This window comes from Aliiroseovarius sp. ABM4_368 (assembly GCF_056161205.1).
The window spans coordinates 612,743-631,856 of the sequence record NZ_JBSWYR010000001.1 but is presented as its reverse complement, the minus strand read 5'-3'; the positions used below and the strand labels follow the sequence as shown (position 1 = coordinate 631,856).

Annotated in this window: 20 protein-coding genes; 7 read left to right on the top strand and 13 right to left on the bottom strand. The window is 58.4% G+C overall.

The genetic code is table 11. From position 1 onward, the window contains the following. Positions 1 to 55 precede the first annotated feature (55 nt). The 9 genes from ACXAH3_RS03140 to ACXAH3_RS03100 form a co-directional block, all read right to left on the bottom strand. Positions 56 to 766, bottom strand: coding sequence for a c-type cytochrome (locus ACXAH3_RS03140; protein ID WP_474860611.1), 711 nt, complete (start codon positions 764 to 766; stop codon positions 56 to 58). Positions 767 to 907: 141 nt separating this feature from the next. Further along, the gene (locus tag ACXAH3_RS03135) at positions 908 to 2,017 is read right to left on the bottom strand and encodes a c-type cytochrome (RefSeq protein ID WP_474860610.1); all 1,110 of its coding nucleotides are present in this window, start codon (positions 2,015 to 2,017) and stop codon (positions 908 to 910) included. After that, the gene (gene soxC / locus ACXAH3_RS03130; protein ID WP_474860609.1) at positions 2,001 to 3,281 is read right to left on the bottom strand and encodes a sulfite dehydrogenase; all 1,281 of its coding nucleotides are present in this window, start codon (positions 3,279 to 3,281) and stop codon (positions 2,001 to 2,003) included. Before soxC ends, ACXAH3_RS03135 begins: the two co-directional genes overlap by 17 nt. Before the next feature lie 94 nt (positions 3,282 to 3,375). Further along, positions 3,376 to 5,073: a thiosulfohydrolase SoxB gene (gene soxB, locus ACXAH3_RS03125; protein ID WP_474860608.1), complete on the bottom strand. Its 1,698-nt coding sequence runs from the start codon at positions 5,071 to 5,073 to the stop codon at positions 3,376 to 3,378. Between the two features lie 111 nt (positions 5,074 to 5,184). Then, the gene (gene soxA / locus ACXAH3_RS03120; RefSeq protein ID WP_474860607.1) at positions 5,185 to 6,033 is read right to left on the bottom strand and encodes a sulfur oxidation c-type cytochrome SoxA; all 849 of its coding nucleotides are present in this window, start codon (positions 6,031 to 6,033) and stop codon (positions 5,185 to 5,187) included. Between the two features lie 24 nt (positions 6,034 to 6,057). Then, on the bottom strand, positions 6,058 to 6,387 hold the full coding sequence (gene soxZ, locus ACXAH3_RS03115; protein ID WP_474860606.1) for a thiosulfate oxidation carrier complex protein SoxZ: 330 nt from the start codon (positions 6,385 to 6,387) through the stop codon (positions 6,058 to 6,060). Positions 6,388 to 6,467: 80 nt separating this feature from the next. Beyond that, a complete protein-coding gene (soxY, locus tag ACXAH3_RS03110; protein ID WP_474860605.1) occupies positions 6,468 to 6,884 on the bottom strand; it encodes a thiosulfate oxidation carrier protein SoxY in 417 nt (138 codons plus the stop codon). A 40-nt stretch (positions 6,885 to 6,924) separates the two neighbouring features. Continuing rightward, positions 6,925 to 7,401, bottom strand: coding sequence for a sulfur oxidation c-type cytochrome SoxX (gene soxX, locus ACXAH3_RS03105; RefSeq protein WP_474860604.1), 477 nt, complete (start codon positions 7,399 to 7,401; stop codon positions 6,925 to 6,927). A gap of 155 nt (positions 7,402 to 7,556) precedes the next feature. After that, positions 7,557 to 8,294 (bottom strand): cytochrome c biogenesis CcdA family protein, encoded by a 738-nt coding sequence (locus tag ACXAH3_RS03100; protein ID WP_474860603.1) that lies wholly within the window; start codon positions 8,292 to 8,294, stop codon positions 7,557 to 7,559. An 85-nt stretch (positions 8,295 to 8,379) separates the two neighbouring features. Here ACXAH3_RS03100 and ACXAH3_RS03095 point away from each other — a divergent pair, with 85 nt between their 5' ends. The 4 genes from ACXAH3_RS03095 to ACXAH3_RS03080 all read left to right on the top strand — a co-directional run bounded on the left by ACXAH3_RS03095 (position 8,380) and on the right by ACXAH3_RS03080 (position 11,014). Continuing rightward, on the top strand, positions 8,380 to 8,781 hold the full coding sequence (locus ACXAH3_RS03095; RefSeq protein WP_474860602.1) for a hypothetical protein: 402 nt from the start codon (positions 8,380 to 8,382) through the stop codon (positions 8,779 to 8,781). Between the two features lie 140 nt (positions 8,782 to 8,921). Beyond that, positions 8,922 to 9,290 carry an ArsR/SmtB family transcription factor gene (locus ACXAH3_RS03090; RefSeq protein ID WP_474860601.1) on the top strand — a complete coding sequence of 123 codons (369 nt, stop codon included), beginning with the start codon at positions 8,922 to 8,924 and terminating at the stop codon, positions 9,288 to 9,290. Positions 9,291 to 9,347: 57 nt separating this feature from the next. Then, positions 9,348 to 10,406, top strand: a complete 1,059-nt coding sequence (locus ACXAH3_RS03085) for a YeeE/YedE family protein (protein ID WP_474860600.1) — start codon at positions 9,348 to 9,350, stop codon at positions 10,404 to 10,406. A 113-nt stretch (positions 10,407 to 10,519) separates the two neighbouring features. After that, positions 10,520 to 11,014: a flavin reductase family protein gene (locus ACXAH3_RS03080; RefSeq protein ID WP_474860599.1), complete on the top strand. Its 495-nt coding sequence runs from the start codon at positions 10,520 to 10,522 to the stop codon at positions 11,012 to 11,014. A 3-nt stretch (positions 11,015 to 11,017) separates the two neighbouring features. Here the strand turns inward: ACXAH3_RS03080 and ACXAH3_RS03075 are convergent, their stop codons facing one another. After that, a complete protein-coding gene (locus tag ACXAH3_RS03075) occupies positions 11,018 to 11,431 on the bottom strand; it encodes a hypothetical protein (RefSeq protein ID WP_474860598.1) in 414 nt (137 codons plus the stop codon). 115 nt (positions 11,432 to 11,546) lie between these two features. Between ACXAH3_RS03075 and ACXAH3_RS03070 the strand changes: the two genes are divergently transcribed. After that, positions 11,547 to 12,560 carry a hypothetical protein gene (locus tag ACXAH3_RS03070; protein WP_474860597.1) on the top strand — a complete coding sequence of 338 codons (1,014 nt, stop codon included), beginning with the start codon at positions 11,547 to 11,549 and terminating at the stop codon, positions 12,558 to 12,560. Here ACXAH3_RS03070 and ACXAH3_RS03065 read toward each other — a convergent pair whose 3' ends face one another. Further along, complete coding sequence (locus ACXAH3_RS03065; RefSeq protein ID WP_474860596.1) at positions 12,561 to 13,394, bottom strand: arsenate reductase/protein-tyrosine-phosphatase family protein; 834 nt, start codon at positions 13,392 to 13,394, stop codon at positions 12,561 to 12,563. Between the two features lie 75 nt (positions 13,395 to 13,469). Then, positions 13,470 to 13,880 carry a VOC family protein gene (locus ACXAH3_RS03060; protein ID WP_474860595.1) on the bottom strand — a complete coding sequence of 137 codons (411 nt, stop codon included), beginning with the start codon at positions 13,878 to 13,880 and terminating at the stop codon, positions 13,470 to 13,472. A gap of 180 nt (positions 13,881 to 14,060) precedes the next feature. Between ACXAH3_RS03060 and ACXAH3_RS03055 the strand changes: the two genes are divergently transcribed. Beyond that, positions 14,061 to 15,353, top strand: coding sequence for an O-acetylhomoserine aminocarboxypropyltransferase/cysteine synthase family protein (locus ACXAH3_RS03055; RefSeq protein WP_474860594.1), 1,293 nt, complete (start codon positions 14,061 to 14,063; stop codon positions 15,351 to 15,353). A gap of 76 nt (positions 15,354 to 15,429) precedes the next feature. On the opposite strand, the gene ACXAH3_RS03050 is transcribed toward ACXAH3_RS03055, so the two are convergent. Further along, complete coding sequence (locus tag ACXAH3_RS03050; RefSeq protein ID WP_474860593.1) at positions 15,430 to 16,116, bottom strand: SIMPL domain-containing protein; 687 nt, start codon at positions 16,114 to 16,116, stop codon at positions 15,430 to 15,432. A 174-nt stretch (positions 16,117 to 16,290) separates the two neighbouring features. Here ACXAH3_RS03050 and ACXAH3_RS03045 point away from each other — a divergent pair, with 174 nt between their 5' ends. Then, positions 16,291 to 19,098 carry a hypothetical protein gene (locus tag ACXAH3_RS03045; RefSeq protein ID WP_474860592.1) on the top strand — a complete coding sequence of 936 codons (2,808 nt, stop codon included), beginning with the start codon at positions 16,291 to 16,293 and terminating at the stop codon, positions 19,096 to 19,098. Positions 19,099 to 19,114 lie beyond the last annotated feature (16 nt).

The window sequence follows — 19,114 nt, the reverse complement described above, 5'->3', positions numbered from 1 at the left end:
GTAAGCGCGCGACCGTCGCAAAAACGCGGACCCCTCCCGGCCCGCGTGTGTTTTTCTATGGCTTCACCACCTCGAAATAGGCAGCCAAAGCCGCGATCTCGTCATTGGACAGGCGGCCCGCCATCATCTGCATCACCGGATGCGGGCGGAACTTGTCCTTATAGGCGTGCATGGCGATCACAAAGTCTTCTGTGGGCCAGCCGATGATGCCCGGAATGCCGTCATTGTCGCCCGACAGTTGGTGGCAAGAAGTGCATTCCGACGACAGGTATTCGCCGTATTCCGGATCGCCCTGAATAGCCAAAATGGCTGGATCGACCGAATGGTCCGTCCCTGCCGCAGTCGGTGCCGCTTCAGGAATATCGCCCGGATTATCCGAATAACGTCGCAAGAACGCCAGCAAATCAGCCCGTTTCTGTTCGTCCTTCAATCCGCGATAGGACATGCGCGTATCCGACGCAAAAGCCTTGGGGTTTTCGATATAGCGATCCAGCAGATCGAATTCCCAAATCAAGCCATCCTTGCCCATGCGGACCAGACCCTTAGAGTATCTAAACCCCTCTTGCGCACCTGCACGACGCCCGAAAATACCGTTCAGATGCGGCCCAACGCGGTCCTTCGCGCCCTCACCAACCGAGTGGCAGGATTTGCATTCTTTCCACAGCTTTTCGCCCTCGGATGCATCCCCAATTTCATTAGAAAAAGAAGGCGTTGCGGTGCAAAGCGCAACCGCAACCCCTATCGCAGCGTTTCGAATCCGTCCCATAGGCAAGAGTTTAACGAGTGAAGTATATCCACTCAATAATTTTCATATACAAATTCGTGCATAACATGAACAATTGTTGCGCCAACGAAAAACGGGCGTTGCCGTGATGGCAACGCCCGTTTCAGGTTCACTTCCGCCAGCTTACTGGCTGTGCGATTTCAGGAATTCCAGTACCGCAGTGATGTCCTTGTCTTTCTTCAGACCCGCAAAGGACATTTTGGTGCCCTTCATGTATTTGCGCGGGTTGGCAAGATAAGCGGTCAGCTCGGCCTCATCCCAAACCAGACCACCCTCGCCGGCGGCCAGCATGGGTTTCGAGTATTTGAACCCGTCCACGACCGCAGCTTCACGACCGTAAACGCCGTTCAGGATCGGGCCGGTGCCGTTCTTGGCCTTGTCGCCAACTTTGTGACAGGCCTTACACTTTTTGAATACCTTCTCACCCTTGGCGACCAACTCCTCATCCAAGGCCATCGCGGCAGGTGCGGCAGCTTCTTCAGCGGCAGGTTCCTCAGCCGGGGCTTCCTCGACCGGAGCTTCCTCGGCAGCAGCGGGCGCTTCAGCTTCCGCCGCAACAGCGGCTGTCCCCATCACAGCTTGGCTGATCGGCGTCGCATCCGTGCCCGAGTTCGGGTCGCCGGGGAACACAACAGTCGCCGTGATTTCCACCGCGCCGGGCTTACAATCGCTCATGCAGCGATTGGTGAATTTGCCATATTCCGTGGCTTCGCGGTCATCCACGATGAAGCCATCTGCATTCGGCAACTCGACATCCAAGAAGGTCTCTTTCGACAGGACAAAATCGTCATCCACAAGATCGTTCGAGTACAGGATGTAGGCCACGATCGCATAGGTGTCGTCATCCGACAGCGTCCCCGCCGCGCCAAACGGCATCGAGCGGCGCACATAGTCGAACGTTGTTGAAAGATACGGCCAATAGGATCCAACCGTCTTCAGCGGGTCTTCGTGGTTCAGCGTATCCATGCCCCCGGCCAACTTCGGCCAATTGTCCACGCCTTCGGCAAAATCACCGTGACAAGCGGCACAATGTTCGGCAAAGACCTCTTCCCCGGTCAAAACGTCACCCGAACCCGCAGGCAGGTTCGATCCGTCCGGGAACACATCCAGATCCCACGCAGCCACTTCGGCCTCGCTTGCGGTGCGGCCCAGACCCAGCTTTTCTGCCATCGCAGGGGCAGCGGTCAAAGCAGCAACAGACGCTGCCATCAGGAATTTAGGAAACTTCGACATTGTTTGCCTCCCCGTTTGCGTTGACGTGCCACGTCTGGATGCAATTGTTGTGATAGATCGAGTTCAACCCGCGCACTTCGCGCAGTTGCGCTTTGGTGGGCTGAACATATCCGGTTTCATCCATCGCGCGGGATTGCAGGAACATCTCGGACCCATCCCAGTTGATATCCAGATAGAAGCGGGTCAGCGCCATCTTCTTGCCAGGCTCGGCCAAGCGGGCCTCTTGCCACGTCACGCCGCCATCCAGCGACACGTCGACCGCGGTGATCGCGCCATTGCCCGACCATGCCAGACCGGTGATGACCAAGGGGCCTTTGCCGTGCTTAATCGGCATCTGAGGGCTGGGGCTGGTGACAACGGATTTCGCATCCATCGCCCACGTCCACTTGCGCGAAGTGCCGTCTTCCAGCGTGTCCGTGTATTTCGAGGTCTCTTCTCGGCTTTCAACCGGCTTGTCCATCACCTCGATCCGACGCAGCCATTTGACCCACATGTTGCCTTCCCAACCGGGCACAACCAGACGAACCGGATAGCCATGCTCCATCCGCAAGGCTTCGCCGTTGGCCTTGAAGGCGACCATGCAGTCATCCAGCGCTTTTTCCATCGGGATCGAGCGGCCGTTCGACGACGCATCCGCACCTTCGACATAGACCCATTTGTCTTTCAACTCGCCTGCAGCATCCAGACCAGCCTCTTCCAGCAAGGTCCGCAGGCTGACGCCAGTGTATTCCATGTTGTGGATCATGCCGTGGGTGTATTGCGCGCCATTTAGCTGCGAGCCCGCCCATTCCATGCCGGTATTCGCCGCACATTCCAAGAAGAACGTCTGTTGCGACCGCGGGAAACGCTCGAGGTCTTCATAGGTGAACACCAGCGGCGTATCGACCAGACCGTTGATCATCAGGCGATAGTCTTCTTTCTTCAGTGTGATCGCGCCCGAGTGGTGGCGTTCAAACGCACAGCCCTGCGGGGTGATCGTGCCATCCAGAGCGTGGATTGGCGTGAAGTTGATCGAGGATATCGTGTCAGCCGTCAGCCATTCCACATTGCGGCGCACAACGTCGTCTTCAAATTCGATCGGCATGCCGTAAGGCGTGGCATCGACGCCATCGCCAAGGCCAGATGCCCAGTCCTGCACTTCGGTGATCAGCGGATCACCTTCTGCCTTTACCGCGCCCGCGGCGCCAAGCGCTGCACCTGTTGCAGCGGCCCCTTTCAAGAACCCGCGCCGGTTGGTGCTGTGATTGTTCGAGCTGTCACTCATCTGGCATCTCTCCCATTACATATCCATATTCGTCTATTTGCATGAATAGACTTGAAAAAATGGCCCGGATGCACATGCGCCCGAGCCAATGGTTTTAAGCGCCTACAACCTGAACCGAGTTGTTCGGATCCAACTTGATAGTGCCTTGTTTCTTGATGTGGCTTTCAACGACATCCCAGATCTGTGGACCCTCGGTGCCTTCGTTGACGCTGGCCCAGCCCGCAACCACATAGGTCTTAGACGGGTCGATCGCCTCGCCGGTTTTCAAAAGCGTCATATCGGTGATGCGCTCGCCCTGCGGCTTCGAGATGTCGATGCGATAGCCCATGCCACCGATGCGCACCATGTCGCCGCCCTGCTGATAATAGGGATCAGGGTTGAACAGGTTGTCGCCCACATCCTCGAGGATCGTATGGATGAATTCACCTGTCATTTCAGTGCGGTACGCTTCGCCGTAAGACATCGAGGTCACGTTCCAGATGTCTTCACGGGTGATTTCCTGCCCCGGCAGAATGCTCGGCCCCCAACGGACGCCCGGCGACATGGCAATGTCGGCCTCGCGCTCGGAAATCAGAGCGTCACAGATCAGGTCATCCCATGATCCGTTAAAGTTGCCACGACGATAAAGCAGGGTGTCGGTCGTGCCGATCACCTCTTCCAACTGCTCTTTATAAGGCGCGCGTTGTTCGTCGATCAGCTTGGTGATCGTGGCGTCCGGCGTGATCACGTCGGCAAAAATCGGGATCAGCTTGTGACGGATGCCCATCATCTTCCCGTCGCGTACGTCTAGGTCGACGCGGCTAACGAATTTCGAGTTCGACCCCGAGGCAATGATAAAGGTCTGCTCGACCTGCACCGGCTCGGGCAACGCGTCATGGGTGTGACCCGACAGGATAACGTCGATGCCTTTCACGCGGCTGGCCATCTTCTTGTCCACGTCAAAGCCGTTGTGGCTGAGCACAACAACCAGTTCCGCACCGGCAGCGCGCACCTCATCGACCATGGCCTGCATGTTCTCGTCGCGGATCCCGAAGGAGTATTCCGGGAACATCCAACGCGGATTAGCGATCGGCATATAGGGGAAAGCTTGACCGATCACGGCAACCTTCGCCCCGCCACGCTCAAAGAACTTGTAGGGCTTGAACAGCTCGGCGGGCTCGTCCCATTCAGCGTCAAAAATGTTCTGACCAAGGGCGGCGAAGGGCAATCCCTCGACGATCTCATTCACGCGTTCGGACCCAAGGGTGAATTCCCAGTGGAAGGTCATCGCGTCGGGCTTCAGCGCATTCATCACGTTGACCACGTCCTGCCCTTCGGTGTGGTGGCAGGTATAAGACCCGTGCCACGTATCACCGCCATCCAGAAGCAGCGCATCAGGACGTTCCGCGCGGATGGCGTTCACAACGGTCGCCACACGATCCATGCCGCCCACTTTGCCATAGGCCTGCGCGAGCGACGAAAAGTCGTTATAGGTCAGCGCATAAGCATTGGGCGAGCCATCCTCGATCCCGTAGGCCTTGCGGAAATCCGCGCCGGTCACGTGCGGCATCTGGCCATTGGCCGCGCCGACACCCAGATTGATCTCGGGCTCGCGGAAATAGATCGGTTTCAGCTGGGCGTGAATGTCAGTGATGTGGATCAGGCTGACATTGCCAAACGTATCAAACTTCAGAAGGTCATCTTGGGTCAGCGCCTGCTGTGCAGCCAGCTTGGCCCAGTTGCCAAAGCCCGACGCGCCATACAGCGCAGACGCGGCCATCGAGACCTGAAGAAAGTCGCGGCGAGAAATCATGAGCGGTTTTCCTTGGTTTTCAACCCCTTGCACGCCTCACCCATGCCGGGGATTGAATGTGTTCGAATAAAGCAAACCCCGCCCAAATCCTGTTTGGGCGGGGTCTTTGATTTAGTTGCGGACCGATGGGCCTTCGACCGACAGACCATTGCCGCGCGACGCGACATATAGTTCCAGAGCTACAAACTCGTCCGAACCGGGGCTGTAGGTGTGGGCACGCGTATCGCGAATACAGCCTTTAAAGCGCGAATGCACCCCATTCAGCTTGGCATTTTTCAAACGATAGGTCGGGAACCCGTTGATCTGACCTTGGCTAAGGTGGTCGGCACGGATCATGTTGCCGTAATTGTCTTCGTGACAGTTGGCACAGCTCAGCTCCAGCTGACCGGTGCGGGTATAGTAAAGCTCTTTGCCTTGCTCCCACACGATTTCGGCCGGGCCGTCGATGGCAACGTTCACGGGCATGCCACGCGATACCGACGCCAGCAGGGCCTCGACATTGATCGCGTCAGAAGCGTCATACTTCCAAGGCTCAGCACCCATGGCGTTTTCGCGACAGTTGTTCACGGCCATCTGAATGGTTTCCACCCGCTCGCGGTTATCATTCCACTTGGGATAAACCGGCTTCACGCCTGCCATTTCCTCGGGCTCGCCATGACAATCCGCACAGGATTTGCCCTTAGAGCCGTCTACGGTGTTCCAGATCTCGATCCCTGCTTCAACACCCAGCATGCCGGGGTTGTCGAAATCATCCATCTGCATTTCTTGCGTCTGATCGGACCGGAAACGCCAGCCAGACATAACCTCGTCCAACACATCCGAAAGATGAGCAGGCGCGGCGGTTTTTGTTACGATGTCAATCTCGCCGTTGATGGTGAGTTCAGCGCTTTCGTCGGCCGTGGCTGTGGCTGCCCCGAAGATGGTCGAGGCCGTCAGTATAGCTGCGATGCCTTTTTTCATTATTGTCTCCTCCCTGCGCTGGCCTCAGCCAATGGCGATCGATTTGGTCGTGTCGTACACGTCACCGTCATCGTCGTACCAAGTGAATTTGAAATCACCTGCTTCATCAACCTTAGCGTCAAATTCGATATACGGGTTGGTCGAAATTGCAGGTTCCAGCGTCACGTCGATGACCGACTTGCCGTTAAACTCGCAAGTGAAGCGATTGATGATCGAGCGCGGAACAAGGTTGCCGTCGCTGTCTTTACGTTGACCCGACTCCATCTTGTGGCTGATCAGGGTCTTGATGGTCACCACATCACCGGCAGCAGCCGTCTTGGGGACCTTAACGCGGGGTTTTGAACCTTTTGCCATATCTCTGTTCTCCAGTATCTGTTTGGTCGCAATCCCGAACCGCAAAACCGGTATCTACTTTTGCTGGGATTGCTCCGCGCTTAGCCGCCGCAGCCGCCGATAGTGACTTTTACAGTCGATTGCGCCTTAACGAAGCTGCCATCTGCCATTTTGGCAATGGCAATAACATCCTGTGTGCCGGCAAGACGCATACGGGTCGATGCAGCCTGCGAACCGGCTGCTTCACCAAAGTTAAACTGCGCCACGCCCGGGGTCGGGTTGCCCGCGGCCAGAACAATGATCGAAGCCGCGCCAGGGGCGTCGACCGAGATCGGAACAGTGTTGCCGTTTTCAGCGATTTCCGGCGCAGTCAGGGTGATCCCGCCCTCGCCCATATCAGCACCACCGGTGAAAGCGGCAATCGCTTCGTCGGCAGCAGCCAGTGCGCGCATCGGCAGCATGGCAACGGCGGTCGCGCCGAGCCCAAGTGCCAGAGCATCACGTCGAGTGAATTTCATCTCTAGTCTCCTGTGAGTGATTGAACAGCGAATTCCGCTGTTATTCTTTCAGCGTCATAAGATAGGCGACCACATCTTCGATCTGCTGAGCAGTCAGAAGCGGTTCCACCTCGCCCTCATGCGCTTTTCCGGTATAGGCGTTGCCCAAACGTGTGAAGCCTTCGACCTTGTAGAACGATGGCATCATCGAATCTTCAAAGGTCATCTTGGCATCTACCAGAATTCCGCGAAGCTCGGCTTCGCTCCAAGTTTCCCCGGTGTATTCCAGCATAGGGCCGACTTCTCCGTGAAATGGCACATCTGCCAGATCAGGAATCTCGTGACACGCAACGCAATTACCTAGCGATTTGGTCGAAACGACTTTGGCGCCCTCTTCTGCATTGCCTGCAACGCCGGTCAAAGATTGGGCCACGGCCCCGTCTTCAAACGCGACGGAGGTAGGTGCCACCGTTTCGGCATTTGCCGCTCCCAGCCCTGCAATCAACAGGGTGCAAAGCGAGATCGTTGTCCGCTTCATGTTTCCTCCCATAAACCGTTATCTGGTCAAACTACGCAGGAGAAGCAACTTTCGCAACATCAAATTCCGTTATTTGAATTAATATTATATTTCGAACATATATCGCCTGTTAATCGCACGATTTGACAAACATCTGCGTCCGCCAGAAAGGTGCTTTACCCGACAGATCCCAACGCTGGGAAGGTTTCGAGCAGCCACTGCCCGATCCGGTTCACCTGCCCTGAAACGATCAGAACAGCGAACAAGATCAGCATCGCGCCCATCCCCTTTTCGACCCACGGCAAATACTTCCGATTGCGTACGACCCACGCCAAAAACGGGCGTGCAAACATCGCTGCTAGTACAAAAGGCAGCGTCATTGCCAGCCCATAGACCGCCAACAACAGCGTCCCGCGCATCAGATCCCCCATGCCGCTTGCTATCATCAGGATCGAAGCCAATGCCGGCCCAACGCAGGGCGTCCATCCGAAACCAAACGCCAACCCCATCAGATAGGCGCCAAGGATCGAGCTGGGCTGTGATAGCCCATCCAATCGCGCCTCACGATAAAGAAAAGGTATGCGCATGATTCCCAAGAAATGTAGCCCGAACAGCACCAAAATACCCGCGCCAAAATAACTGAGCTCTTGCTGATATCGTGCAAAGGCCGCACCCAAAGCAGTCGCCCCCAGCCCAAGCAGCATGAAGATCGAGGTGACACCAAAGGCAAACGCAAGTGCCGCCGCAACCAACCTGCGTTGCGCTCCGGGGTTGATTTTGCCCTCGCCCGTCAGCTCGGTCATTGACAGCCCGGCCATGTAACATAGATAGAACGGCACCATCGGCAGGATACAAGGCGAAAAGAATGACAGAAGCCCTGCAAGCGCCGCTCCGGCAAAGGATATGTCCAGCATGAAGGCTTCCTTGAATTCAGAACATATTCAATTTACCTATTGGATGAAACGAAGGTCAACCAGATGTCAAGAACAGGGCTGCGGAATGCGTAGATTTACATTAAGCTTGCTGTCTACAGCCATGATTTGTATTGGCTATATGGCTCAGGCTGCCGAGCTGGTCATGGTCGAAGAGCCCGGCTGTGCATGGTGCGCCAAATGGGAAAAAGAGTTGGGCGATATCTATCCGAAGACTTCGGAAGGCCAGTACGCGCCCCTGCGCAAGATCGAGCTGAGTGACCTGAAACGCAAGGATGGGCCCAAAACGCTGGGCGTGATGCCAGCTACCCCTGTTGTCTTCACGCCAACTTTCCTTCTGGTTGAGGACGGTAAAGAACTTGCCCGGCTTCAGGGCTATCCGGGGGAAGATTTCTTTTGGGCGCTTTTAGAGCAGATGTTGATCGAGAACACGGACTACACAGCCCCCACGGCGGATCAAGGCAGCTGAACCCGCCCCAAACGCCTGTGTTTCAAGACTATGGCCACCAGAACACGACTTAGTCATCTAACCGCAACGATGATTGCAAAAAACCGAGCCTCCTATTAAATGAGGCCGGAAACGGTAACGGACCACAAGGACCAGTCGCAATGGCATTGCCCGTCATAAAAGAAGACATGTCGCGCGAAGAGCTGGACAAGATGATGACCAGCGCTTGCGATGCGTCGACCCTTCTGAAGGCGATCAGCCACGAAGGGCGATTGATGATCCTGTGCCATCTGGTGACCGGCGAGAAATCCGTGACCGAGCTTGAGAAATTGCTGCACGCCCGTCAGGCCGCCGTGTCGCAACAACTGGCCCGCTTGCGTCTGGAAGGTCTTGTGACCCCGCGCCGCGACGGCAAAACGATCTATTATTCGCTGACGGATGATCGCCCCCGGCGCATTCTGGAAGTGATTTACGAGCTGTTCTGCTCGATCGACACCCCGGCTTCGGAAGAGCGTAAGGCGGCCGAATAACCTCTGCCCCTTTTGCAACCCTAGCCGATCCACGACCCACTGGAATTGGGAGGTTCCATGTTCGACTGGATCAGCGACACCAGCCTTGCCGCATTTGTCGGTTTAATCGGCGGTATTCTTTTGGGGCTCGCCGCCCGACTTGGACGTTTCTGTACATTGGGCGCCATTGAGGACGCGCTTTATGCGGGTTCCGGCCTAAGGATGCGCATGTGGGGCGTGGCCATTGGTGTGGCCATGATCGGCAGCCATCTGCTGATTGCCACAGGCCATTTGCCTGCGGCGGATACGGTTTACCTGCGACTGGGCTGGAACCCCTTGGCCTCGATCATCGGTGGACTGCTCTTTGGCTATGGCATGGCGCTGTCGGGCAATTGCGGCTTCGGCGCGCTGGCGCGGCTGGGGGGCGGTGACCTTCGCTCGTTCGTCATAGTGCTTGTCATGGGCCTTTCGGCCTATGTGGCCATCTCGGGGCCATTGGCGGGCCTGCGCGTCACGCTGTTCCCCGAAACGCCCGCTGACCCCTCTGCCCTGCCCTCGCTCGCCTTTGGACTTGAGAGGCTAACTGGCCTGTCTGCCGCCCATATCGGCATCGTCGTGGGGCTTATTCTGTTGCTGGCAATGCTCGCCAACCATGAACTCCGCCATTCGAAACCCGAGCTGTTCTGGGCCACCATTGCAGGCATCGCTGTCGTCACTGGCTGGGGTGGAACTGCTTGGGTGTTGGCAAATGGGTTCGACGCTATCCCCGTGGAAAGCCATACATATTCCGCGCCTTTGGGTGACATGATGATCTATCTGATGACCTCGTCGGGCAATAACTTGAATTTCGGCGTGGGATCCGTGGTAGGCGTACTGACAGGCGCCTTCATTGGCAGCCTTTTCAAGGGTCATTTCCGCTGGGAAGCCTGCGAAGATCCGCGCGAATTGAAGCGCCAGATCGGCGGGGCGGTGATCATGGGGATCGGCGCTGTGGTCGGGTTTGGCTGCTCGGTCGGGCAAGGGCTATCGGCGTTTTCGCTTCTGTATTACGGGGCACCAGTCACGTTTCTGGCGATCATCGCGGGTGCTGCCTTGGGCCTTCGCCAGCTGATCCACGGATTTGCCGTAGCCGAGTGACCCTCGCACGCCTGTGAACGTCGCTTTTCACCTTTCCACGCCGGTGCTCTCGGGCTAGTGTCCGCGCCGAACCGCAGCTTCTGCTGACCGCGCGAACACAGGACGAATTGTCGATGACCAGCTTCACCCCAAGCCCCGATCACGCGGGCGAGTTCCGTCAGGCTTTGGGTCAGTTCGCGACGGGCGTCACAGTGGTGACGGCGGGCTCGGACGCCGGTCCGATTGCCATGACGGTAAACAGCTTCACCTCGGTCTCGCTGGATCCGCCGCTGATCCTGTGGTGCCCCGCCCATGTGTCCGAGCGTCATGACGCTTTCGTCAAAGCCCCGCATTTCGCAATCCATGTGCTGAAAGAAAATCAGACAGAGCTGGCACGCCACTTCGCGATGAACGGCGCCGATTTCTCGCCTGTTGATCTGATCAACGGCGCCCATGACGTTCCCTTGTTCGAGGACTGTCTGGCCCGGTTCGAATGCGCGACCCACACCGTTCACGTGGGCGGAGATCACTCGATCATGATCGGCGAAGTGCTGCGCGTAACGCTTGACCCTGGCGCGCCGCTGGCCTTTCAGGCAGGCCATTTCGGGCGGTTTACACCCATCGGCTAAGACTTACTGAATCTGGATCTGAGCGCGTTTATAGCCTGCCACGGTCTCGGCCCCGTCATCATAAACGATACGCACTTCAACCGTGTCGACGGATTGAAGCTCGAACTGCTGATAGGGCAACAAGTCGGTGACTTTCAGCGCGTTGGGCGTGGCTTCGTCTTCGTAGCACGGTTCGGCCTTGAACGGGCGCTCCTCGCCGCCATTGATGCTGAAATGGATCGATTCAAGCCCGCAGCGCCACGCCAAAAGATGGGTGAAATACAGCAGATCCTGCCCATTGTATTCGCGCACAGCCACCCAGTTTCCCTGCGTGGCGTTCAAGATCGGGCGCACCTCGGCGGCGGTGGTCATATTTTGCGCTGATGCGGGGATCACCATCGCGCCCCAAATTGCCGCCAAAACCATGTATTTGCGCATAAGATCCCCCTTTTGGACAGATTCCATTGAACCTTTCAAAGCGACCAACACGCTCTTTCAGACTCGGTAATTACCTGCCTATACTGCCTCAAAGAACAACGCGGGCAAAGCAGTGATGGCGACTTCCAAGAAAACAGGCGAAAAGACCACGACTTCGCCCAATATCGTGATTGTCGCCCAAGATGGCCGCTTGGCGTATGAAGCAATTTTGTTCGCCGCCAGCCTGCGCCACAGCGACCCAGATTTTCAGGGCCGCCTTCTGGTCGCCGAACCGCAGCCCGGTGATCTGTGGCTGGACGACCCACGCCTGAAACCGCATATCCGCGAGACGCTGGAAATGCTCGGGGCCGAGATCGTGCCTTTTGAGGCCCAGCAATTTGGTCGCCACTATCCCTATGGCAACAAGATCGAAGCGCTGCTGGCCCTGCCCGAAAGCGAGCCGTTTCTGTTCTTTGACACAGATACGGTGATCACGGGAAAACTATCCGAACTGCCGATCCCGATTGACCGCCCGTCGGCGTCGATGAAACGCGAGGATACGTGGCCCACGATCGAGCTTTATGGCCCCGGCTATACCCAGATCTGGAAATCACTCTATGACAAGTTCGAACTAGATTTCGAAGCCTCGCTGGACCAAAGCTGGCCCGACGAATACTGGCAACGCTATATGTATTTCAACGCCGGCTGGTTCTTTGGCCCCTGCCCGCGCGAATTTGGTCGCCGCTTCAAAGACTACGCCGTTGCAATCCATCATGATGGCCCCGAAGAACTGGTCTGCCAGACGCTTTACCCGTGGCTCGATCAAATCGCCCTGCCCCTTGTGATCTCAAGCTTTGGCGGGGGGCGCCCCGGCCCGGAACTGAACGGTCTGGACGGCGACATTAGTTGCCACTGGCGCATCCTACCCCTAGCCTATGCCCGTGAAAGCGACCGCGTGGTCGAGGTCATCGAAGCCTCCACCGCCCCCAACAAGATCAAGAAGGTTCTGAAGGAATACGACCCGATGAAACGGATGATCTTTCAGGGGCGCGGGCAGAAAGTCCGTGCACTGTTTGATCGGGATAACCTGCCCAAGAAAGAGCAAGCCATCCGCAATACGATCAAGCGTGAAGGGTTTTGGATGCGGTGATCACTGGTCCAGCCTGGCTATGTCGTCCACAGCTTTCTGCAAGGACACACGGTCAAGCGCTTCGACCGACAAGGCTGCAAACGCCATAATACGGTTGCGCAGTGCACCATACGTGCCTTGGAAAGCCAGACTGATTTCTGCATCCGTCCCGGTGGCTTTCACCGGGTCCGGCAACCCCCAATGACCGCTGATTGGTTGCCCCTGCCAGCTTGGACACTCTTCGTTTGCAGCCTGATTGCAGACGGTAAAGACGAAATCCATTTTCGGTGCGTCATCTGCCTGAAACTCACTGACATTTTTCGACCGCAACACGGTCACGTCATGCCCCTTTTGTTCAAGCACATCCACGGCAAAGGAATTCAGCTCGGATGTCGGCTTGGTGCCGGCTGAATAGGCATTGAAGCGGTCCCCGGCCAGATCCCGCAGAAGGGCCTCGGCAAAAATCGAGCGGGCAGAGTTGCCCGAGCAGATAAACAGGGCATTATATTTCTGATCTGGCATTTTGGTGTCTCCTTCATGTGAGATCAGATTGGTAGGCTGGCACAGCTCGGGGCGGCCCCGGCAGCAGTCGTTCAGCAGGAAATTGAAGGTTTGTTGGCATGGCTTCATGTCAATTGCGTAAAGCAGCGAATTCCCATCCCGCTTCTGCGCAATTAGTCCCGCCCCCATCAGCGCCGACAGATAATTCGACGCCGTGCTGGGTTTAAGCGCTAGAACGTCACAGATTTCGCCCGCCGAAAGCTCATCCGGATAGCGACGCATGAGCAGCCGAAAGATCTTAAGGCGTAGCGGGTGACCTAGGATGGCCAAGCGATTCGATACTTCTATTTCCATATTTCATGAAATACCGAAATAGAAACTTATACGCAACCGATTTGACGACGGCAGGCGTTGCCAAGCCTTCCTTTGTCAGTCAAACACCCCGCCCATATCGCGAAAGCCTTTCACCTCGATCGGATTGCCGCTTGGATCGCGAAAGAACATCGTCCATTGCTCGCCGGGTTCGCCTTCAAAACGCACTGTGGGGGCGATGACCCAGTCGGTGCCAGCTGCCTCAAGCCGATCCGCCAGTGCGCGCCAGTCGTCATAGGCCAGCACCACGCCGAAATGCGGCATGGCCACCATATGGGCGCCGACTTTTCCACTGTTGGAGGTTGCAAAGGGTTCACCCAGATGAAAGCTCAGCTGATGGCCGAAAAAGCTGAAATCGACCCACGTGTCGGTGGATCGGCCCTCGGTACAGCCAAGAAGATCGCCATAGAAAGCACGGGTTTGGTCAAGATCACGCACGTTGATTGCAAGGTGGAATGGGATCAGCATTGGGTCCTCTGGAATGGTTTCCCGCCGAGCTTAGCAAATCCAGAACAAAGGACCAGCCCGCCCGGAAAAGGCGAAGGGCCGTCTAAAGCGACAAATTTCATGGGTTAAGCCCCGCTGAGGCGTTGAAGCCCGGCCCCCTTTCCCCTAGCCTTCCCGAGACCACGAATGAGGGAGAGAACCATGTCCGACGAGCGCCCACAGGGCTTTGACACGCTGCAAATCCACGCAGGCACTGAACCTGATCCGGCCACAGGCGCCCGTCAGGTGCCGATTTACCAGACCACCGCCTATGTCTTCCAAGACGCAGACCACGCGGCGCGTTTGTTTAATCTCGAGGAAGTTGGCTATATCTATTCGCGCCTGACAAACCCGACTGTTGGCGCACTGGCCAATCGCATCGTCGCGCTGGAAGGCGGCGCAGGCGGGTTCTGCTGTTCCTCGGGTCACGCGGCGCAGATCATGGCGCTGTTCCCGCTGATGGGTCCGGGCCTGAACATCGTCGCGTCGAACAAGCTTTATGGTGGCACCGTCACGCAGTTCACCCAAACTTTCAAACGTTTCGGCTGGGAAGCCAAACTGGTGGACTTTGACGATCCTGCCGCAGTAGAAGCCGCCATCGATGACAACACCCGCGCTGTCTTCTGCGAAAGCATCGCGAACCCGGCGGGCGTGCCCACCGACATCCCCGCCATGGCTGCGATTGCCGACAAAGCAGGCGTTCCGTTGATCGTCGACAACACCTCGGCCACGCCCTATCTGGTCAAGCCGATCGAGCTGGGCGCGACCATCGTCGTGCACTCGACCACCAAATACCTGACCGGCAACGGCACGGTGACCGGCGGCGCAGTAGTTGATAGCGGCAAGTTTGACTGGATGGCGTCGGACAAGTTCCCGTCGCTCAGCCAGCCCGAGCCCGCCTATCACGGGCTGACCTTCGGTGCGGCACTTGGCCCGATGGCGTACACCTTCCACGGCATCGCCATTGGCCTGCGTGATCTGGGCATGACCATGAACCCGCAGGGCGCGCATTACACGCTGATGGGGATCGAAACACTGTCGCTGCGCATGCAGAAACACGTTGAGAACGCCCAGAAAGTTGCCGAATGGCTGGAGGCCGACGACCGCATCGAAAGCGTCAGCTATGCGGGCCTGCCCTCGTCACCCTATCACGACCGAGCCAAGGCGATTGCGCCCAAAGGTCCGGGCGCGCTGTTCACCGTGGGTGTGAAAGGCGGGTACGAGGCCTGCGTGAAGCTGGTTAACAGCCTGAAACTGTTCAGCCACGTGGCCAACCTTGGTGACACGCGGTCGCTGATCATCCACTCGGCTTCGACCACGCACCGTCAGCTGAGCGAAGAGCAGCAGGTCGCAGCAGGCGCGGCCCCCAACGTGGTCCGGATCTCAATCGGGACAGAAGACGCTGCCGACATCATCGCCGATCTGGATCAAGCGCTGACGGCGGCGACAGCGTAAGTCGCGCCACATCCAAAACACAGAACCCCGCCAAATCGGCGGGGTTCTTTTTTGCTTACAGCTTCTTAGACCCCGTTCACTCAACCAGTTCAAACACCATCGTCACGCTGGAATTGATGCCCATCTCACCAGCGGCAATCGGCATGTCGGCCGAGGCCCGTTCCATCGCCATCATGACCGGGCGACCGGGCGATGCACCGCCTTCCTGCATCGTCAGGACGGACCCGAGTTTCACCCCCGCAGCCTCGGCCAGAACTTTGGCGCGGCTCATCGCGTCATCAACAGCCAGTTTGCGCGCCGTGTCTTCGGCCCCTGCGCGGTCCTTCACATCAAACTGAAGCCCATGGATTTCATTCGCCCCGACCGACGTTACTGCGGTCATGATCGCCCCAAGCGTCGACAGCTCTTGTACCTTCACCGACAAGGTCGAGCTGGCGATAAAACCGACCAGTTCGGGCGCGCCGTCGCTTTTGCGGTTATAGTCATATTGCGGCGACAGGTTGACCTGCGTGCTTTGCACATCGCGCTCGGCCACACCGGCCTCGGTCAGTTTTTCCAGCATACGGGCAATTGACCCGGCCACTGCTTCAAGCGCTTGGCCTGCATCGTCCGAGCGTTCGTTCACTCCAAGGCTGATCCGCGCCATATCCGGCACCACCTGCGCAACACCTTGCCCGGTCACGGTCAGCTGCGGGGCGGTTTCGGCCTGTGAAACACCGGCTGCGGCGATGGTAATCGCAATAATTGATAAGAGTTTCCGCATCTTGATCTCCTTCTTTCGGTCAGATTGCGCTGTCTTTCGCCATAGGCAAGCCCGCGACGATGCCCCCCCTTCCCATGGGCAATTTCCTGCTATAGTTTCAAAGCGGTATTTGGCGACTGCATCGCCGCAAAAGGTGTGCCCGGTTTGGGGCAATTTAAGAAGGACGGGGTCCCAATGAAACCAAGCTTTGCGCTTGATCTCAATCACGATGGGATCGGCCTTGTCCATCGCGGCAAGGGCGGGTGGCAGCTTGTTGGCAAGGTGGGGCTGGACGAGCCTGACCTTGGGGCGGCTTTTGCTGCATTGCGCGACAAGGCGGCGGCGCTTGGATCAGGGACGCTTTCCACCAAACTGATCGTGCCTGGATCGCAAATCCTGTTCACCTCGATGACCGCGCCCGGGCCTGATGACGTCACCCGCGAAGCCCGTATTCGCGAGGGGCTGGAAGGGCTGACCCCCTATCCGGTCGAGGATCTAGTCTTTGACTGGCAGTCCGACAGCAGTGAAGACGCGATGGTGCATGTGGCCGTCGTCGCCCGCGAAACACTGGACGAGGCTTTGGGCTTTGCGGACGAACACGGGATGAACCCGGTCGGTTTCGTAGCACGCCCCAAAGGCGCATTTTCTGGCGAAGTCTATTTCGGTTCCGTAGACGGCAGCACCACCACGCTGGAGCGCGAAGCCCGCCCCGTGCCCAAGCTTCTGGATGCAGCGGCGCTTGAGACCGAAACCAATGAGATCGAAGAACTGGTTGCGCCTGCGCCCGACGAAGCGCCGCTAGTTCTGGGCGAAAGCACCCCGCCTGCTACCGACATTCCCGCGCTGGCCCCCTTCCCCCCGACGCCGGACCTGCCCGCCGGGATCGACGCCACAGAGCTCGCCCCTCCAGTGCCCGAGCCGAAGCCAGAGCCGCCGGTTAAAGCCAAGACACCGCCGGAGCCTGCCGAGGAGCCTCGGGTCGCAACGCCAGAAACAGTATCTGACCCCGCTCCTGAACCCCCTGCCGCTCCTGCAATCGGATTTGCTTCCAGCCGCAATGTTGATGCGCCCAAAGATGTGGCGCCAGCAAAACCTGCCGGCAGTGCGCCGAAGCCCCCGGTGTCGCCTCCAGCGCCGAAACCTGAGCCTCTGCCCGCCGAGCCGCGATTGTCGCTTGGGCTTGCCCAGACCGAAACCGAGATTGATCCCCCCGAGGAACCCGCACGGTCCATTCCCAAAGCCCCTCCGACTAAGGTTCACGTGCCCGTCACGGCCCCAGTGGCCTTTGAGGAAGCCCCTAAGCCTTCGAAAACCGCCGATGCCAAGGCCAAGGCGAAAGCCACAGCCGAGCGCAGCAAGGAAAGCCTTGGCAAGGCTGCGCGCAAAGGTGCTGCTGGCCTAAGCGCCGCCGCCGAGCGCGCCAGTGCTTTGGGTCGACAGGCTGCCAGCAAGATACCGTCGCCCAAGCCAAACGCAGGGAAAACCTCGCCTGCCGAAGGCAAGCCGGGGGGCGCAGCAGCCTTAGCCGGGCAAATCCTGCGCAAGGGGCAGACAAAACCTGATCCTGCCCCGTCGCCGCAGGTCACACCCGTCGCGCCGCCCCCCCCCGCTGCGGCTGGCGACGCCACAGCAGCCCCGAAAGGCAGCTGGACGCGCGAGGCCGAAGCGCTGACCGTCTTCGGAGCCCGCCAGACCCAGAAAGTGGGCGGAAAGCCCCGCTTCCTTGGACTATACTTGGTGCTTGGTCTGCTTCTTTTCATGGCCATTTTGGTCATTTGGTCGATGCTGTTTCTATCGGATTCGACAACTGCGAGCAGATCGGGACAGGCAGATCCGTTTGAAGATGCGATCACAACGGCGCAATCGGATGCAGATGACAATGCGGTCTTTGGCGCAGACAGCGACCTTGTCGATCCCGCCTTGGTCGAAAACGATATTCAAGACAGTCAAACACCTGCCCCCCTGTCCGAGGAAGCCGCGCAAGCGCGCTATGCCGCGACAGGGATCTGGCAACGTGCCCCCGCACCGTTGGAGGACGTCACGGCGGGACGCATCGATGACCTTTATGTGGCCTCGATTGACCCGAAGACCGGCGGGCATGACGCAGTGGCGCTGACCGCACTGACGGCGGGTCCGTTAGGCGGGCCGACGCCTAACACCAACCCGCCACCGCCCCTTGGAACCGTGTTCACATTGGACGACCGCGGCTTTGTCGAAGCCACGCCCGAAGGCGCGTTGACCCCGGCGGGGGCGTTGGTCTTTGCTGGCCGACCTGACGTTGTCCCAGCCCCAGCGCCGCGGCCCGAAGTGGCCCAGCCAGAAGTTGCCGAAGATACGCCTGAAGACACCGCCGACACCCCGACCGAGCTGGCCGAGGCCGAGCCGTCTGTGCGCCCCCGCGCCCGCCCGGAAGGACTGGTCGAGGGCAATGAACGGCTGCTGTTGGGCGGACGAACCCGCACGGAACTTGCGCAACTGCGCCCACGTGGCCGACCTGACGCGATCATTGCCGCCGCGCAGGCTCAAGCCCAAGCACAAGCCGACGCAATTGCCGCCGCTTTGGCGGGGGAAAACGCTGCAGCCGCTGGAATTGCGCCAACAGCACTGGCCGTCAACCGCTCGGCGGCCCCAAAGGCACGGCCCAAGAACTTCTCGCGCATTGTCGCCAAGGCGCGCCCGAATGGAAATGCCTCGGACGGGACGGTTGCCGTGGCCGCCGTATCTCCGCGCCAAACCACGTCGCCCGCGATCCCAACCCGCGCGTCGGTCGCGAAACAAGCCACGATCAAGAACGCGATCAACTTGCGGAAAATCAGCTTGATTGGGATCTACGGCTCGGCCTCGTCGCGCCGTGCTTTGATCCGTATGCCATCGGGCCGCTATGTGAAGGTGGGCGTTGGCAGCCGTTTGGATGGCGGCAAGGTCGTGTCGATCTCGACCACCAAACTGATTTACCAGAAAGGAAGCCGCACGGTCACATTGGACGTGCTGCCATTTGGGTGATTGACGCGCTCGCCGC

Excerpts from the sequence above, each read along its gene's own strand:
- ACXAH3_RS03140 (WP_474860611.1), bottom strand. The coding sequence starts at position 766 with ATGGGACGGATTCGAAACGCTGCGATAGGGGTTGCGGTTGCGCTTTGC.
- ACXAH3_RS03135 (WP_474860610.1), bottom strand. The coding sequence starts at position 2,017 with ATGTCGAAGTTTCCTAAATTCCTGATGGCAGCGTCTGTTGCTGCTTTG.
- soxC (WP_474860609.1), bottom strand. The coding sequence starts at position 3,281 with ATGAGTGACAGCTCGAACAATCACAGCACCAACCGGCGCGGGTTCTTG.
- soxB (WP_474860608.1), bottom strand. The coding sequence starts at position 5,073 with ATGATTTCTCGCCGCGACTTTCTTCAGGTCTCGATGGCCGCGTCTGCG.
- soxA (WP_474860607.1), bottom strand. The coding sequence starts at position 6,033 with ATGAAAAAAGGCATCGCAGCTATACTGACGGCCTCGACCATCTTCGGG.
- soxZ (WP_474860606.1), bottom strand. The coding sequence starts at position 6,387 with ATGGCAAAAGGTTCAAAACCCCGCGTTAAGGTCCCCAAGACGGCTGCT.
- soxY (WP_474860605.1), bottom strand. The coding sequence starts at position 6,884 with ATGAAATTCACTCGACGTGATGCTCTGGCACTTGGGCTCGGCGCGACC.
- soxX (WP_474860604.1), bottom strand. The coding sequence starts at position 7,401 with ATGAAGCGGACAACGATCTCGCTTTGCACCCTGTTGATTGCAGGGCTG.
- ACXAH3_RS03100 (WP_474860603.1), bottom strand. The coding sequence starts at position 8,294 with ATGCTGGACATATCCTTTGCCGGAGCGGCGCTTGCAGGGCTTCTGTCA.
- ACXAH3_RS03095 (WP_474860602.1), top strand. The coding sequence starts at position 8,380 with ATGCGTAGATTTACATTAAGCTTGCTGTCTACAGCCATGATTTGTATT.
- ACXAH3_RS03090 (WP_474860601.1), top strand. The coding sequence starts at position 8,922 with ATGGCATTGCCCGTCATAAAAGAAGACATGTCGCGCGAAGAGCTGGAC.
- ACXAH3_RS03085 (WP_474860600.1), top strand. The coding sequence starts at position 9,348 with ATGTTCGACTGGATCAGCGACACCAGCCTTGCCGCATTTGTCGGTTTA.
- ACXAH3_RS03080 (WP_474860599.1), top strand. The coding sequence starts at position 10,520 with ATGACCAGCTTCACCCCAAGCCCCGATCACGCGGGCGAGTTCCGTCAG.
- ACXAH3_RS03075 (WP_474860598.1), bottom strand. The coding sequence starts at position 11,431 with ATGCGCAAATACATGGTTTTGGCGGCAATTTGGGGCGCGATGGTGATC.
- ACXAH3_RS03070 (WP_474860597.1), top strand. The coding sequence starts at position 11,547 with ATGGCGACTTCCAAGAAAACAGGCGAAAAGACCACGACTTCGCCCAAT.
- ACXAH3_RS03065 (WP_474860596.1), bottom strand. The coding sequence starts at position 13,394 with ATGGAAATAGAAGTATCGAATCGCTTGGCCATCCTAGGTCACCCGCTA.
- ACXAH3_RS03060 (WP_474860595.1), bottom strand. The coding sequence starts at position 13,880 with ATGCTGATCCCATTCCACCTTGCAATCAACGTGCGTGATCTTGACCAA.
- ACXAH3_RS03055 (WP_474860594.1), top strand. The coding sequence starts at position 14,061 with ATGTCCGACGAGCGCCCACAGGGCTTTGACACGCTGCAAATCCACGCA.
- ACXAH3_RS03050 (WP_474860593.1), bottom strand. The coding sequence starts at position 16,116 with ATGCGGAAACTCTTATCAATTATTGCGATTACCATCGCCGCAGCCGGT.
- ACXAH3_RS03045 (WP_474860592.1), top strand. The coding sequence starts at position 16,291 with ATGAAACCAAGCTTTGCGCTTGATCTCAATCACGATGGGATCGGCCTT.